The organism is Sanguibacter suaedae (genome assembly GCF_016342785.1).
Classification (GTDB): Bacteria; Actinomycetota; Actinomycetes; order Actinomycetales; family Cellulomonadaceae; genus Sanguibacter; species Sanguibacter suaedae.
In genome coordinates, this window is the sequence record NZ_JAEINH010000005.1 from 111964 (window position 1) to 126243 (window position 14280).

Annotated in this window: 12 protein-coding genes; 4 read left to right on the forward strand and 8 right to left on the reverse strand. The window is 70.7% G+C overall.

The features are described from left to right. The first annotated feature begins 11 nt into the window (after positions 1–11). On the forward strand, positions 12–296 hold the full coding sequence (locus JAV76_RS07790) for a YciI family protein (RefSeq protein ID WP_198733476.1): 285 nt from the start codon (positions 12–14) through the stop codon (positions 294–296). Here the strand turns inward: JAV76_RS07790 and JAV76_RS07795 are convergent. The 4 genes from JAV76_RS07795 to JAV76_RS07810 are packed head-to-tail and all read right to left on the reverse strand — an operon-like array spanning position 277 to position 4545. Then, entirely contained in the window at positions 277–1248 is a 972-nt protein-coding gene (locus JAV76_RS07795; RefSeq protein WP_198733477.1) for a PfkB family carbohydrate kinase, read from the reverse strand. The two genes, JAV76_RS07790 and JAV76_RS07795, sit on opposite strands and share 20 nt — an antisense overlap. Then, positions 1245–3344, reverse strand: coding sequence for an excinuclease ABC subunit UvrB (uvrB, locus tag JAV76_RS07800; protein WP_198733478.1), 2100 nt, complete (start codon positions 3342–3344; stop codon positions 1245–1247). The genes JAV76_RS07795 and uvrB overlap by 4 nt, the downstream gene beginning before the upstream one ends. A gap of 56 nt (positions 3345–3400) precedes the next feature. After that, positions 3401–4018 carry a dephospho-CoA kinase gene (gene coaE, locus JAV76_RS07805; protein ID WP_198733479.1) on the reverse strand — a complete coding sequence of 206 codons (618 nt, stop codon included), beginning with the start codon at positions 4016–4018 and terminating at the stop codon, positions 3401–3403. Positions 4019–4074: 56 nt separating this feature from the next. Beyond that, positions 4075–4545, reverse strand: a complete 471-nt coding sequence (locus JAV76_RS07810; protein WP_198733480.1) for a MarR family winged helix-turn-helix transcriptional regulator — start codon at positions 4543–4545, stop codon at positions 4075–4077. Positions 4546–4648: 103 nt separating this feature from the next. On the opposite strand from JAV76_RS07810, the gene JAV76_RS07815 reads away from it, so the two are divergent. Continuing rightward, positions 4649–6568 (forward strand): ABC transporter ATP-binding protein, encoded by a 1920-nt coding sequence (locus JAV76_RS07815; protein ID WP_198733481.1) that lies wholly within the window; start codon positions 4649–4651, stop codon positions 6566–6568. A 117-nt stretch (positions 6569–6685) separates the two neighbouring features. On the opposite strand, the gene rpsA is transcribed toward JAV76_RS07815, so the two are convergent. Both rpsA and JAV76_RS07825 read right to left on the reverse strand, forming a co-directional pair. Then, positions 6686–8170, reverse strand: a complete 1485-nt coding sequence (gene rpsA / locus JAV76_RS07820) for a 30S ribosomal protein S1 (RefSeq protein WP_198733482.1) — start codon at positions 8168–8170, stop codon at positions 6686–6688. A 186-nt stretch (positions 8171–8356) separates the two neighbouring features. Then, on the reverse strand, positions 8357–9382 hold the full coding sequence (locus tag JAV76_RS07825; RefSeq protein WP_198733483.1) for a 6-phosphofructokinase: 1026 nt from the start codon (positions 9380–9382) through the stop codon (positions 8357–8359). Positions 9383–9522: 140 nt separating this feature from the next. On the opposite strand from JAV76_RS07825, the gene JAV76_RS07830 reads away from it, so the two are divergent. After that, positions 9523–10335 carry a class I SAM-dependent methyltransferase gene (locus JAV76_RS07830; protein ID WP_198733484.1) on the forward strand — a complete coding sequence of 271 codons (813 nt, stop codon included), beginning with the start codon at positions 9523–9525 and terminating at the stop codon, positions 10333–10335. Positions 10336–10348: 13 nt separating this feature from the next. Here the strand turns inward: JAV76_RS07830 and polA are convergent, their stop codons facing one another. Next, positions 10349–13060: a DNA polymerase I gene (gene polA, locus JAV76_RS07835; protein ID WP_198733485.1), complete on the reverse strand. Its 2712-nt coding sequence runs from the start codon at positions 13058–13060 to the stop codon at positions 10349–10351. Here polA and JAV76_RS07840 point away from each other — a divergent pair. After that, the gene (locus JAV76_RS07840; protein WP_230402021.1) at positions 13059–13472 is read left to right on the forward strand and encodes a hotdog fold thioesterase; all 414 of its coding nucleotides are present in this window, start codon (positions 13059–13061) and stop codon (positions 13470–13472) included. The two genes, polA and JAV76_RS07840, sit on opposite strands and share 2 nt — an antisense overlap. Here the strand turns inward: JAV76_RS07840 and JAV76_RS07845 are convergent. Further along, on the reverse strand, positions 13440–14141 hold the full coding sequence (locus JAV76_RS07845) for a GNAT family N-acetyltransferase (RefSeq protein ID WP_198733487.1): 702 nt from the start codon (positions 14139–14141) through the stop codon (positions 13440–13442). The genes JAV76_RS07840 and JAV76_RS07845 overlap by 33 nt on opposite strands. Positions 14142–14280 lie beyond the last annotated feature (139 nt).

Below are 14280 nucleotides of genomic sequence, written 5' to 3' on the forward strand. Positions count from 1 at the left end.
TCAATGACGCCATGACGACCTACGCCGTGACCTACGTGTACGACGACCGCGCGTGTGACCGCGACACGCACCGCCCGGCGCACCGGGCGTTCCTCAGCGGGCTGCACGCCGCCGGCGTTCTGCGGGCCTCGGGTCCGGTGTCGGACGGCGACATGCAGGGCGCACTCCTCGTGGTCGACGCGCCGGACGCGGAAGCCGCCGGCGCGATCCTCGACTCGGACCCGTTCGCGCTCGAGGGGCTGGTCGCAGCCCGGGCGGTGGCCGAGTGGACCGTCGTCATCGGTTCGGTCGGCTGAATCCCTCGGTCCACCGCTCCTCCCGGAGCGACTCGTCCGCGCGGGTGAGTCGCCTCAACCAGTCGCGGGGCCCGAGGACCTGGACGCGCAGCGCGGCGACCTGGGCAGCCGCAGCGAGCCGCTCGGGGAGACTCCCTGCACCCGTGGCCGTCCCGTAGGCGAAGGCGCCGTGGAACGCGTCTCCCGCCCCGAGGGTGTCGACAGCGTCGACGCTCGGGACCTCGACGACACCTCTCGCCTCGCCGGTCCACCAGTCGACGGGGCCGGGGCCGTGGGTCACGGCCCACTCCTGCGGACCGCTCGCGGACCCGGCGGACGTCTTGCTGAGGGGCGGGTGGGTCGCAACCTCGCCGTCGGTGCCCTGCCAGCGGAAAGTCGCTGACGCGACGACCGTCCTGGACACGGGCACCAGGTCGGCCATGACGGGGCGCCAACGCCCCGCGTCGAGGACGATCGGGACGCCGAGGTCGGTCGCCGAGGCCGCGAGAGCACGCGCGAGAGCCGGGTGGTGGCCGTCGAGCAGGAGGACGTCCGCGTCGTGGAGCGCCGCCACGGCGTCGAGGGTTGTAGCGACCTCGTCGGTGCTCGGTGTCACCGCCGAGGCGTCCATGGACAGGACGGACCGCTCGCCTGTCCGGGCGTCGACGCGCACGGCGGACACCCCGAGGTCGGTCCCGAGGTCCGGTGCGACGTCGACGATCTCGACTCCGTGCGACTCGAGGTCGTCACGGGCGATCCGGGCGACCGCTCCCCGGCCGAGCACGGTGACGAGCCTCGCGCGGCCGCCGAGGGCTGCGAAGACGACGGCGGCGTTGGCGGCGGGCCCACCGGCGGCGACGTCCTGCCGGACCGCGGTGATCTTCTCGTCCCGCCCGGGCGCACGGTCCGCCCTGTGCACGATGTCGAGGGTCGTGAGGCCTCCGAACACGCCGACGGGGCGCAGGGCGGTCATGCGGTGGCTGACTGCATCTGCCGGAGCTCCTTCTTCAGGCCGGAGATCTCGTCACGCAGCCGTGCGGCGAGCTCGAACTGCAGCTCGGCGGCGGCGGAGTGCATCTGGTCGCTGAGCTCCTGGATGAGGTCGGCGAGCTCGCCCGCAGCGACGTTGGCCAGCCTGTTCGCGGACGTCGCACCGGCCTTCCCACCGCCGGGCACCGGCGCCCTGGCCTTGCCGGCGTTGCGGTACCCACCCTGGAGGAGCTCCTGGGTGTCGATGTCCTCCCGCGCCAGCATGTCGGTGACGTCGCTGATCCGCTTGCGCAGCGGGGTCGGGTCGATGCCGTGCTCGAGGTTGTACGCGACCTGCTTCTCACGGCGTCGGTCCGTCTCCTCGAGCGCCGTGGCCATGGCCGCCGTGATCTTGTCGGCGTACATGTGGACCTCGCCGGAGACGTTGCGCGCCGCACGGCCGATGGTCTGGATCAGGGAGGTCGCCGATCTGAGGAACCCCTCCTTGTCGGCGTCGAGGATGGCGACGAGCGACACCTCGGGGAGGTCGAGGCCCTCACGGAGGAGGTTGATCCCGACGAGGACGTCGTACTCGCCGAGACGGAGCTCGCGGAGCAGCTCGACGCGGCGCAGGGTGTCGACCTCGGAGTGGAGATACCGGACACGGACGTCCTTGTCGAGGAAGTAGTCGGTGAGGTCCTCGGCCATCTTCTTCGTCAGCGTGGTGACGAGGACCCGCTCGTTGCGCTCGGCGCGCACACGGATCTCCTCGAGGAGGTCGTCGATCTGCCCCGTCGTCGGCTTGATGACCACCTTGGGGTCCACGAGACCGGTGGGTCGGATGATCTGCTCGACGACCCCGTCGGACATCGACAGCTCGTAGTTCCCCGGGGTGGCGGACAGGTAGACCGTCTGACCGATGCGGTCGACGAACTCCTCCCACCGCAAGGGGCGGTTGTCCATCGCGCTCGGCAGCCTGAATCCGTGGTCGACGAGGTTCCGCTTCCGCGACATGTCACCTTCGAACATGGCACCGATCTGCGGGACCGTGACGTGCGACTCGTCGATGACGAGGAGGAAGTCCTCGGGGAAGTAGTCGAGGAGGGTGTGCGGCGCGGTGCCAGGCTCCCGGCCGTCGATGTGCCGGGAGTAGTTCTCGATCCCCGAGCACGACCCGATCTGCCGCATCATCTCGATGTCGTACGTGGTGCGCATGCGCAGGCGCTGCGCCTCGAGCAGCTTGTTCTGCCGCTCCAGCTCGCCCAGCCGCACCTCGAGCTCGGCCTCGATGGAGCCGATGGCCCGCTCCATGCGTTCCGGGCCCGCGACGTAGTGGGTCGCCGGGAACACGTGGACGGACGTCTCGGCACGCACCACGTCCCCGGTGAGCGGGTGCAACGTCTGGATCGACTCGATCTCGTCACCGAAGAACTCGATGCGGATGGCGAGCTCCTCGTAGACAGGGATGATCTCGACCGTGTCGCCGCGCACCCGAAAGGTGCCGCGGGTGAACGCCATGTCGTTGCGCGTGTACTGCATCGCGACGAACTGGCGCAGCAGCGCGTCGCGCTCGACGACGTCCCCGACGTCCAGGCGCACCATCCGGTCGACGTACTCCTGTGGTGTCCCGAGGCCGTAGATGCAGGAGACCGACGCCACGACGACGACGTCGCGCCGGGTGAGGAGGTTGCTCGTCGCCGAGTGCCGCAGACGCTCGACCTCGTCGTTGATCGACGAGTCCTTCTCGATGAAGGTGTCCGTCTGCGCGATGTACGCCTCGGGCTGGTAGTAGTCGTAGTACGACACGAAGTACTCGACGGCGTTGTTGGGGAGGAGCTCGCGGAACTCCGTCGCGAGCTGCGCCGCGAGGGTCTTGTTGGGCGCCATGACGAGGGTCGGGCGCTGGAGCTTCTCGATGAGCCAGGCCGTGGTGGCCGACTTCCCGGTCCCGGTCGCCCCGAGGAGGACCACGTCCTTCTCCCCCGCCTGCACCCGCTCGCTCAGCTGCGCGATCGCGGTGGGCTGGTCACCCGAGGGCGTGTACTCCGAGACGACCTCGAAGGGCGCCACAGTACGTTGGAGGTCGGTGACAGGTCGCATGGGTCAACGGTACGTCGGACGACCGACATCCATCGGGGTGGCCGTCCGACGTCCCGTCAGACCAGCTCCTCGACCACCTCTGCCCGGACCCGCGTCCAGAGGGCGTCGACCCCGGCACGCAGCTCCTCGACGGTGCCGGCGCCGTCGAGGACGACGTCGGCGGCCGCACGGCGCTCGTCGTCGCCCACCTGCGCGGCGACCCGCCGCTGCGCGTCCTCACGCGTCATCCCCCGGGACTCCACCAGCCGCTGCACGCGGAGGTCGGCGGGCGCGTCGACGACCACGAGGACGTGGAAGCCCTCCGACTGCCCCGTGTCCACGAGGAGCGGGATGTCGTGCACGACGACGGCCTCGGGGTCGGCGGCCCCGGCCGCGGCCTCTCGTTCCGCGGCGAGCCGACGCACCTCCGGGTGCACGATCCCGTTGAGGTCGGCGCGCGCCCCGGCGTCGTCGAACACGATCCGCCCGAGCGCCTCCCGGTCGAGCGCGCCGTTCTCGTCCACCACACCGTCGCCGTACCTCTCGACGATCTTCTCCAGCCCCACGGTCCCCGGAGCCACGACCTCCCGGGCGAGGACGTCGTGGTCGATCACCAGGGCCCCGAGCTCGGCCAGACGCTGCGAGGCAACGGACTTTCCCGCCGCGATGCCTCCTGTCAGTCCGATGCGCAACATCCTGACATCCTCCCGCCCATGGGCAGCCGGGGCAACGGGAGGACCCTCCCACGCCTCTAGCCGTCGTCCTCCCCGGCGACCCGGCGGAGCAGCCTGAGCAGGTCCTGGCGCTCCGCAGGGTCCAGCCCGGCGAGGAGGTCGCCGGCCCGGGCGCTGCGCCAGGCGTTCGCCTGGCCGAGAACCTCACGACCGCGCGGCGTGAGCTCGACGAGGGTGGCGCGCCCGTCCGCCGGGTCCGCCGACCGACGGACGAGACCCGCGAGCTCCGCGTCGTCGACCTTCGACGTCACCGACCGCGGCACGACGTCGAGCACCCGGGCGAGCTCCCGCAGCCGGACCGGAGCGCCGGCACGGTCGAGCGCCCGGAGCATCCGGTGCTGACCCGGAGTGGTCCCCGTCGGCTCGAGCCGTTCCTGCGCCGCGCGACGGACCTGCCGGAGCGCCTGGTGGAGCAGCGCCACGAACTCCGCCCCCGTCACGGCGTCGGGCGGCGAGACGGGCTCGCTCGCCCCCTCGCTCCCTGTCATGCCGCCGAGCGTAGTCGACCGGGGCGGGAACAGAACGCCGCCCCCGATGGTTGGTGAGTGTGGCTCACCACCTGGTGCGTCGTCCAGAGGGTCGGAGGTCACCATGTCCATCCCCGTGAGCGCCGGCAGCGGGTTCGGCGGCCCCGGAGGGGGCATGCGCTCCTTCCGGCAGGACTCGAGCGTCAAGGACCACACCCTCGCCCGGGGAACCGTCTCCCGCGTCCTGCGCTTCGCCACCCCGTACCGCCGCCAGCTCGTGGCCTTCCTCGGCCTGATCGCCGTCGACGCAGCGATCGGCGCAGCCACGCCGTTGATCCTCAAGGCCATCATCGACGACGGGATCACCCCGGGACGACGCGACGTCGTCCTGTGGCTCTCAGGTCTCGTGGCCGTCCTCGCCCTCGCGTCCGGGGCGCTCACCCTCGGGCAGCGCTGGCTGTCGTCACGCATCGGCGAAGGCCTCATCCTCGACCTGCGCACCGCGGTCTTCGACCACGTCCAGCGCATGCCCCTCGCGTTCTTCAGCCGCACCCGGACGGGCGCGCTGGTCCAACGCCTCAACGGCGACGTCCTCGGTGCTCAGCAGGCCTTCACGAGCACCCTCTCGAGCGTCTTCAGCAACTCCCTCACCGTGGTCTTCGTCCTCGCCGCGATGCTCACCATGTCGTGGCAGCTCACGCTGCTGTCCCTCGCCCTCCTCCCCGCGTTCGTCCTGCCGGCCCGGTGGATCGGTCCGAGGCTCGCCCGCATCACCCGCGAGAGCTACGCCATCAACGCCGACACCGCGCAGATCATGAACGAACGGTTCAACGTCGCGGGCGCACACCTGGCGAAGACGTACGGGCGTCCTGGTGACGAGGCGCGCACGTACACCGACGCGGCGACCCGCGTCCGCGACATCGGCATCCGCCAGGCCCTGTACACGACGGTGTTCCGGGTGGGTCTGACCACGGTCGCCGCGGTCGCCGTCGCGGTCGTCTACGGTCTCGGCGGGGTCATGGCGATCTCGGGCGGGATCACGGTCGGGGTCGTGGTGGCGCTCACGGCCTACCTGGGCAGGCTCTACGGTCCGCTCACCGCCCTGTCGAACGTGCAGGTGGACGTCATGACCGCGCTCGTGAGCTTCGAGCGGGTCCTCGAGGTCCTCGACCTCGCACCGACGGTCACGGACGCCGCGGACGCCATGGACCTGCGGCCCGTCGCAGCGGAGCGCGGCGCGGGTGTGGAGCTGTCCGGGGTGTCGTTCCGGTATCCCGCGGCCTCGGAGGTGTCCCTCGCGTCGCTCGAGTCCACGGCGGCCCTGAGCTCCGACCCGGTGTCGGACACTCTCGACGACGTGACGTTCACCGTGGGCCCCGGTGAGATGGTCGCGATCGTCGGACCGTCCGGTGCCGGGAAGACGACCGTCTCGCACCTGGTGACGAGGATGTACGACGCGACCTCGGGAACGGTCCGTGTGGCGGGCAGGGACGTCCGCGACGTGACTCAGGAGTCGTTGCGGGCGGTGATCGGCACGGTCCCGCAGGACTCCCACATGTTCCACGACACGATCGCCAACAACCTCCGCTACGCCCGGCCCGACGCGTCGGACGCCGAGCTCGAGGCCGCCCTGCGCGCGGCGCACGTCTGGGACCTCGTCGTGTCGCTCCCCGCCGGGATCGACACCGTCGTCGGCGACCGCGGGTACCGCCTCTCCGGTGGCGAACGTCAGCGGCTCGCCATCGCCCGGTTGCTGCTCAAGGCCCCCGAGGTGGTCATCCTCGACGAGGCGACCGCACACCTGGACTCGGAGTCGGAGGCAGCCGTGCAGCGAGCCCTCCGGGCCGCTCTCGTGGGCAGGACGTCGATCGTCATCGCCCACCGCCTGTCCACGGTGCGCGAGGCCGACAGGATCGTGGTCCTCGACGCCGGGTCGGTCGTCGAGCAGGGCACGCACGTCGAGCTGCTCGCTCGTGGGGGGCTCTACTCCGAGCTCCATGCCCGCCAGTTCAGCGAGGAGGGCGAGCACGACCCCGTGCTCTGATCGTGGTGGCGGGCTCCGCGACCGACGACGAAGGGCCGGTCACCTCTCGCGAGGTGACCGGCCCTTCGTCGTCGTGCTGGACGTGACCCTCCGGGCGGCTCTGCGAGCCGCCTCGGATCAGTTGCCCGTGAGCTTCTCGCGCAGAGCGGCGAGAGCCTCGTCGGACGCGAGCGTCCCGCCCGTGCTCACCTCGGCGACCGGAGCCGACGAGTAGGAGCTGCTCGAGGAGCTGGCGGTCGGCTCGGTGTCGCCCGACTGAGCGGCCTCGGTGTCGGCCTTGATGGCCTCCGCGACCTGCTTGCGGTGCGACTCCCAGCGCTCGTGCGCCTTGGCGTACTGCGACTCCCAGGTCTCACGCTGCGACTCGAAGCCCTCGAGCCACTCGTTCGTCTCGGGGTCGAAGCCCTCGGGGTACTTGTAGTTCCCCTGCTCGTCGTACTCGGCCGCCATGCCGTAGAGCGCGGGGTCGAAGTCGTCGCTCTCCGGGTCGACGCCCTCGTTGGCCTGCTTCAGGGACAGCGAGATGCGGCGACGCTCGAGGTCGATGTCGATGACCTTGACGAAGACGTCGTCGCCCACGTTGACGACCTGCTCCGGCAGCTCCACGTGGCGCACGGCCAGCTCGGAGATGTGGACGAGACCCTCGATGCCGTCCTCGACGCGCACGAACGCACCGAAGGGGACGAGCTTCGTGACCTTGCCCGGCACGACCTGACCGATCGCGTGAGTGCGGGCGAAGGTCTGCCACGGGTCTTCCTGCGTCGCCTTGAGGGACAGCGAGACACGCTCGCGGTCGAAGTCGACGTCGAGGACCTCGACGGTGACCTCCTGGCCGACCTCGACGACCTCGCCCGGGTGGTCGATGTGCTTCCAGGACAGCTCGGAGACGTGCACGAGGCCGTCCACGCCGCCCAGGTCGACGAACGCACCGAAGTTGACGATCGAGGAGACGACACCGGGGCGCACCTGGCCCTTCTGGAGCGTCTGCAGGAAGGTCGAGCGGACCTCCGACTGCGTCTGCTCGAGCCATGCGCGACGCGACAGGACCACGTTGTTGCGGTTCTTGTCGAGCTCGATGATCTTCGCCTCAATCTCCTTGCCGACGTACGGCTGGAGGTCGCGGACCCGACGCATCTCCACGAGCGACGCGGGGAGGAACCCACGGAGACCGATGTCGAGGATGAGGCCGCCCTTGACGACCTCGATGACGGTGCCGGTGACGACGCCGTCCTCTTCCTTGATCTTCTCGATCGTGCCCCAGGCACGCTCGTACTGAGCGCGCTTCTTGGACAGGATCAGGCGGCCTTCCTTGTCCTCCTTCTGGAGGACGAGCGCCTCGACGGCGTCGCCGACGTTGACGACCTCTCCGGGGTCCACGTCGTGCTTGATGGACAGCTCGCGGGAGGGGATGACGCCTTCGGTCTTGTAGCCGATGTCGAGGAGCACCTCGTCACGGTCGACCTTGACGATGATGCCTTCGACGATGTCACCGTCGTTGAAGTACTTGATGGTGGCGTCGATGGCGGCGAGGAAGTCCTCTGCAGAACCGATGTCGTTGATGGCGACCTGCGGTGCGGACTTCGCGGGGGTAGAGAGGGTCATTGAGTCAGGTGCTCCGATGCGGACAGGAAGTAGTGATGGAAAGGGATGATGACCCGACCCTGACTCCGTGCGACCCCGCTGGCGCGTGGGCACGGATGCCGGCTACCTGCGGGAGACGTCGGGGCACGGCCGTAGTGCACCGCCAGATACCCTACCGGGGGTGCACTACGGGGTCAACGCGGGGTGTCAGGCGAGGACTCGTGCCACCCGGAGGAGGTCGGCCGGGACGTGCTTGACCTTCCCGGCGATCTCCGAGAGGGGGACCAGCACGACCTCCTCGTTGCGCAGGGCGGTCATGACGTTGGTCTCGCCGTGCGTCACGGCGTCGACGGCGGCCACCCCGAACCGGCTCCCCAGGATGCGGTCGGTGGGCGTCGGGGTCCCACCCCGCTGGACGTGCCCGAGGATGGTGAGGCGCGTGTCGAAGCCTGTCCGCGTCGCGATCTCGTTCGCGACGCGCTCCCCGATCGCCCCGGCGATGATCTCTCCGAACTGACCGAGCTGCGCCTCGTACTGCATGGAGCTGCCCTCACGCGGCAGCGCACCCTCGGCGACGACCACGATCGAGAAGTTCGCGTGGGCGCGGTGCCGGTGCTTGAGGAACTTGACGATGCGGTCCATGTCGAAGGGCTCCTCCGGCGCGAGGACGAGCTCGGCGCCACCGGCGATCCCCGCGTTCACCGCGATCCACCCGGCGTGCCTGCCCATGACCTCGACGACCATGACGCGGTTGTGGCTCTCTGCGGTCGTGTGGATCCGGTCGATCGCCTCGGTCGCGATGTTCACCGCGGTGTGGAACCCGATCGACAGGTCCGTGCCGGCGACGTCGTTGTCGATCGTCTTGGGGATGGCGACGATCTTGATGCCGTGCTCCGCGACCTTGCTCGCCGCGTTGAGCGTCCCGTCACCACCGATGCAGATGAGCGCCTCGATGCGCTCCGCCTCGAGGGTCGCCATGACGGCGTCCATGCCACCGTCGGAGGAGTGCGGGTGGTACCGCGCGGTGCCCAGCATCGTCCCGCCCTGCGGGAGCACGTTGCGGATGTTCTCGCGGGACATCGGAACGACGTCGCCGTCGACGACGCCCTTCCACCCGTTGCGGAAGCCGATGATCGTGTGCCCGTACTCCCCCAGCCCTTGCTTGACCACGGCGCGGATCGCGGCGTTCAGACCTGGGCAGTCGCCACCGCCGGTGAGCAGACCGATGCGCATTCGTACTCCCTCGAGAAAAACGGAACGTGACCAGCGGCTTCGGCCGCCCGCCGGGGCGGGGGCCGCTGGTCCTCCAACCCTACAGACCGCGGCCGACGGCAGTGACCGCCCAAGGTCCCAGCGTGGCGGACAATGTCTCGATGGACTCCCACGACCTGCGACGTGCCGGCTACCAGGACGTCCCGGACGAGGCCGGCGGCAGGGCCGGGCGGTCGTGGTGGGACGCCAACGCCCGCGAGTACGTCGAGGAGCACGGCGACTTCCTCGGCGAGGACGACTTCTGCTGGGGACCGGAGGGCCTCCGGGAGGTCGACGCCCAGCTCCTCGGTCCGACGCAGAGCCTGGTCGGACGCCGGGTGCTGGAGGTCGGTGCGGGCGCCGCACAGTGCGGGCGCTGGCTCGCCTCCCGCGGCGTGGACGTCGTCTCGACGGACGTCTCCGCCCGGATGCTCGCGGAGGGCGCCGCCATGAACCGTCGGACCGGCCGCGCCGTGCCTCTCGTCCAGGCGGACGCCCGCGCGCTGCCCTTCGAGGACTCGAGCGTCGACGTGGCGTTCAGCGCCTACGGTGCCATCCCCTTCGTCCCCGACGCGATCGCGGTCCACACGGAGGTCGCGCGGGTCCTGCGCCCGGGCGGCCGGTGGGTGTTCTCCGTGACCCACCCGGTCCGGTGGGCGTTCCCGGACGACCCGTCGGTGCGCGGTCTCACCGCGACCAGGTCGTACTTCGACCGTCGACCGTACGCCGAGACGGACGAGACGGGCGTCGTCACGTACGCCGAGTACCACCGGACCGTCGGCGACCACGTCCGTGACGTCGTCGCGGCCGGTCTCACCCTCGTCGACCTCGTCGAACCGGAGTGGCCCGCGAGCAACGGCGAGACGTGGGGCGGCTGGAGCCCTGTCCGAGGCACCGTCCTGCCCGGGACGGCGATCTTCGTCTGCCGGGCCTGACCGTCGCCGGCCCTCAGTGGCCGGCGTCGTGCCAGCTGCTGCCGGAACCGACCGACACGTCGAGCGGGACGGAGAGGTCCGCGGCGGCCGCCATCTGCTCGCGGACGAGCTCCTCGAGCTCGTCCCTCTCGCCCGGGGCGACCTCGAGGACCAGCTCGTCGTGCACCTGGAGGAGCAGCCTCGAGCGCAGACCCCGGCCGCCGATCTCCCGCTCCACCCCGAGCATGGCGACCTTGATGAGGTCGGCCGCGCTGCCCTGGATCGGCGCGTTGAGCGCCATCCGCTCGGCCATCTCGCGTCGCTGACGGTTGTCGCTCGTGAGGTCCGGGAGATACCGGCGCCGCCCCATGATCGTCGCGGTGTACCCCGTGGCGCGCGCCTCCTCGACGACCCCCGTGAGGTACTCCCGCACGCCGCCGAAGCGGGAGAAGTAGTCCTCCATGAGCTTCGACGCCTCGGAGACCTCGATGTTCAGCTGCTTGGACAGACCGAACGAGGACAGCCCGTACGCCAGCCCGTACGACATGGCCTTGATCTTGGACCGCTGACCGCTCGTCACCGCGTCGGTGGGGACACCGAACACCCGCGAACCCACGTAGCTGTGCAGGTCCTCACCCGTGCGGAAGGCCTCGATGAGCCCCTCGTCGCCGGACAGGTGCGCCATGATGCGCATCTCGATCTGGCTGTAGTCCGCGGTGAGGAGCGTCTCCGCCGAGTCCCCCACCACGAACGCGCGCCGGATGCGCCGCCCGGCCTCCGTGCGGATCGGGATGTTCTGGAGGTTGGGCTCGGTCGAGCTCAACCGGCCCGTCGCCGCGATGGTCTGCTGGAACGTCGTGTGGATGCGGCCGTCGTCGGCGACCGAACGGAGGAGCCCCTCGACCGTCTGGCGCAGCCGGGTCGCGTCCCGGTGGGCGAGGAGGTGCGCGAGGAAGGGGTGCTCGGTCTTGACGAAGAGGTCGGCCAGCGACGCGGCGTCGGTCGTGTAGCCGGTCTTGATCTTCTTCGTCCGCGGCATCCCCAGCTGGTCGAACAGGACCTCCTGGAGCTGCTTGGGCGACCCGAGGTTCACCTCCCGACCGATGACCGCATACGCGTCCGCCGCGGCCCCGGCGACGATCTCCCCGAAGTGGGACTCGAGCGAGCGCAGGTACTCGACGTCGACCGCGACGCCGCGGTGCTCCATCCGGGCGAGGACCTCCGCGAGGGGGAGCTCGAGCGTCGTGAGCAGCCCGCTGGAGCCACGGTCGGCGAGGTCGCCCGCGAGGACCTCGGCGAGCTCGACGAGGCTCGCGGCGCGCACGGCCAGTCTCGTGGCCTCACCGGAACCGTCGGGAGACAGGTCGAAGGCGCCCTGGTCACCGGTCGGCGCGTCGTCCACCCGGAGCTCGCGGTGGAGGTGCCGGACGGCCAGCTCCCCGAGGTCGTAGGACCGCTGGTCGGGGTGGCACAGATAGGCGGCGAGCTCGGTGTCGAACTCCACGCCCCGGAGCTCGAGGCCGCGGCCGGCGAGGGAGTGCCAGGCCCCCTTGTAGCCGTGGACGACCTTGGGAGCGTCGGTGTCCTCGAGCCATCGAGCGAGCCGTTCCTCGTCGGCCGGGTCGACCGTGGAGAGGTCGACGACCGCCGCGCCACCGTTCCCGTCCGCGACGGCCACGGTCCAGGCGTCGCCCGCACCCGGCGTGGGGCGACCGGCCACCTCCAGGCCGAGGCGTGCCCCCGAGCGTGCGTCGAGCCAGGCACCCAGCTCGCCTGTGCCGAGGTCCGCGACGTCGACCGACGCCGCGGCACTCTCCTGGGGCTCGTCGTCCCCGTCGTCCGGCATCATCGCGAAGAGGCGTTCCCGCAGCGTCCGGAACTGCAGCGCGTCGAAGACGCGGTGCATGGCCTCCCGGTCCCACGGCTGGGCCCGGAGATCGTCCGGGCCGACGGGCAGGTCGACGTCGGTGAGGAGGTGGTTCAGCGTGCGGTTGGTGCGTACCTGCTCGAGGTGCGCCCGCAGGTTCTCCCCCGCCTTGCCCTTGATCTCATCGGCACGGTCGAGGATCTCGGAGAGACCGCCGTACTGGGCGATCCACTTGGCCGCGGTCTTGGGACCCACGCCGGGCACACCGGGGATGTTGTCGCTCGTCTCGCCCACGAGAGCCGCGAGGTCGGGGTACTGGTGGGGTGCCACACCGTACTTCGCCTGCACCGCGTCGGGGGTCATCCGGGCGAGCTCGGAGACGCCCTTGACCGGGTAGAGGACCGTGACGTCGTCGTTCACGAACTGCAGGGAGTCGCGGTCCCCGGAGCACACGAGCACCTCCATGCCGAGGCCGTGGGCCTGGTGGGAGAGGGTCGCGAGGATGTCGTCGGCCTCGAAGCGCTCCTTCTCGAGGTGCGGGACGCGCATGGCGTCGAGCACCTCCTTGATGAGCGGTACCTGGCCCTTGAACGGCTCGGGCGTCGCGTCCCGGGTCCCCTTGTACGCGGGGAACGCCTCGGTCCGGAACGTCGTGCTCCCGGCGTCGAAGGCGACGGCGACGTGGGTCGGCTGCTCGACCTTGACGAGGTTCGCGAGCATCGACACGAAGCCGTGGACGGCGTTCGTGTACTCGCCGGTGGTGGTGGTGAACTTCTCCGCCGGGAGCGCGAAGAACGCCCGATACGCCATGGAGTGGCCGTCGATGAGCAGGAGCCTGGGTCGCGCGATGTCCGTCACGCCTGCAAACCTATCGTCCATGACCGACAACGACATCACCGAGCAGCTCAACCGTCAGGCACGGGGAACCCTCATCGAGAGGATGGGGATCGTGGTCCTCGAGGCGAGCGCGGACCGGGTGGTGGGGACCATGCCGGCTGCCGGGAACACCCAGCCCGCCGGGCTGCTCCACGGGGGCGCGAGCGTCGTGCTCGCGGAGACCTTGGGCTCGTTCGCCGCCCAGGTCCACGCCGGTCCGGACCGGCCCGTCGTCGGCATCGAGGTGAGCGCGACGCACCATCGTGGCGCCCGCGGCGGGCTGGTCACGGGGACGGCCACGGCGATCCACCGGGGTCGCACGACCGCGAGCTACGAGATCGTCGTCGCCGACGACGCCGGGCGCCGGGTGTGCACCGCGCGCCTAACCTGCCTGGTGCTCACGCCCTCGGAGTGACTGTGCGGGCAGCGAGCCCGTCCGCGCCGGGGGTTCGGTCGCGGGCGGGGTGCCCTGAGCGAGGCTCGCCTGGAAGCTCCGCAGGTCCACCGGCCCGGAATGGGTCTCGATCCGCGCCTTGCGTCGTCGTGCGATGAGGTCCTCGATGCCGCGCACCTGTCGACGCGTCCCGGCCGCCTCGGCGGCGAGCTTGCGCTGGAGCACCGCTGTGGCGACGACCCGGTGCCCGGCGGCGGGGGCGAAGCCCAGTCGCGCGAGGAACCGTTGGACGCCCCGGGACCCGGGCAGCGGGACGGAGTAGACGTCCGGCGCGCCGACGGAGGCGGCGAGGTCGCCCGCGGCGGTGAGCAGCGCGTGACCCGCACCCCGACGACGGAAGTCGGGCGCGACGTACAGCGCCTCGATGTACACGGAGTGGACGTCGTTGAAGAGATTGGGCTCCAGCACCCGCACGAGCATGAACCCCACGGGGGCGCCCTCATGATGGGCGACGATGATCTGCCCACCGGGGACGCTCGCGAGCGTCCCGAGCTGGCGCACGAGCCGGTCCTCGTCGTCGATGCACAGCTGGGCACCGGTGGCGGACTCCTGTCGCGCCGTGATGCACAGGCCTGCGATGACCCGGAGATCGTCGGCGACCGCGGGGCGGACGTCCAGCAACGCGCGCATACGGGGCTCCCTCTCGTCAGGTGTGCTGTCCGGAGGACGGCACGGGGCTCTGCTCGACGCCGACTCCCCTACGCGCGGACCCGGTGATCGACGACCTCGTCCTGCTCGGCAGGACCTGAGGCCCCACTGACAGGATGGG

Excerpts from the sequence above, each read along its gene's own strand:
- JAV76_RS07830 (WP_198733484.1), top strand. The coding sequence starts at position 9,523 with ATGGACTCCCACGACCTGCGACGTGCCGGCTACCAGGACGTCCCGGAC.
- uvrB (WP_198733478.1), bottom strand. The coding sequence starts at position 3,344 with ATGCGACCTGTCACCGACCTCCAACGTACTGTGGCGCCCTTCGAGGTC.
- coaE (WP_198733479.1), bottom strand. The coding sequence starts at position 4,018 with ATGTTGCGCATCGGACTGACAGGAGGCATCGCGGCGGGAAAGTCCGTT.
- rpsA (WP_198733482.1), bottom strand. The coding sequence starts at position 8,170 with ATGACCCTCTCTACCCCCGCGAAGTCCGCACCGCAGGTCGCCATCAAC.
- JAV76_RS07790 (WP_198733476.1), top strand. The coding sequence starts at position 12 with ATGACGACCTACGCCGTGACCTACGTGTACGACGACCGCGCGTGTGAC.
- JAV76_RS07795 (WP_198733477.1), bottom strand. The coding sequence starts at position 1,248 with ATGACCGCCCTGCGCCCCGTCGGCGTGTTCGGAGGCCTCACGACCCTC.
- polA (WP_198733485.1), bottom strand. The coding sequence starts at position 13,060 with ATGGACGATAGGTTTGCAGGCGTGACGGACATCGCGCGACCCAGGCTC.
- JAV76_RS07810 (WP_198733480.1), bottom strand. The coding sequence starts at position 4,545 with ATGACAGGGAGCGAGGGGGCGAGCGAGCCCGTCTCGCCGCCCGACGCC.
- JAV76_RS07840 (WP_230402021.1), top strand. The coding sequence starts at position 13,059 with ATGACCGACAACGACATCACCGAGCAGCTCAACCGTCAGGCACGGGGA.
- JAV76_RS07825 (WP_198733483.1), bottom strand. The coding sequence starts at position 9,382 with ATGCGCATCGGTCTGCTCACCGGCGGTGGCGACTGCCCAGGTCTGAAC.
- JAV76_RS07845 (WP_198733487.1), bottom strand. The coding sequence starts at position 14,141 with ATGCGCGCGTTGCTGGACGTCCGCCCCGCGGTCGCCGACGATCTCCGG.
- JAV76_RS07815 (WP_198733481.1), top strand. The coding sequence starts at position 4,649 with ATGTCCATCCCCGTGAGCGCCGGCAGCGGGTTCGGCGGCCCCGGAGGG.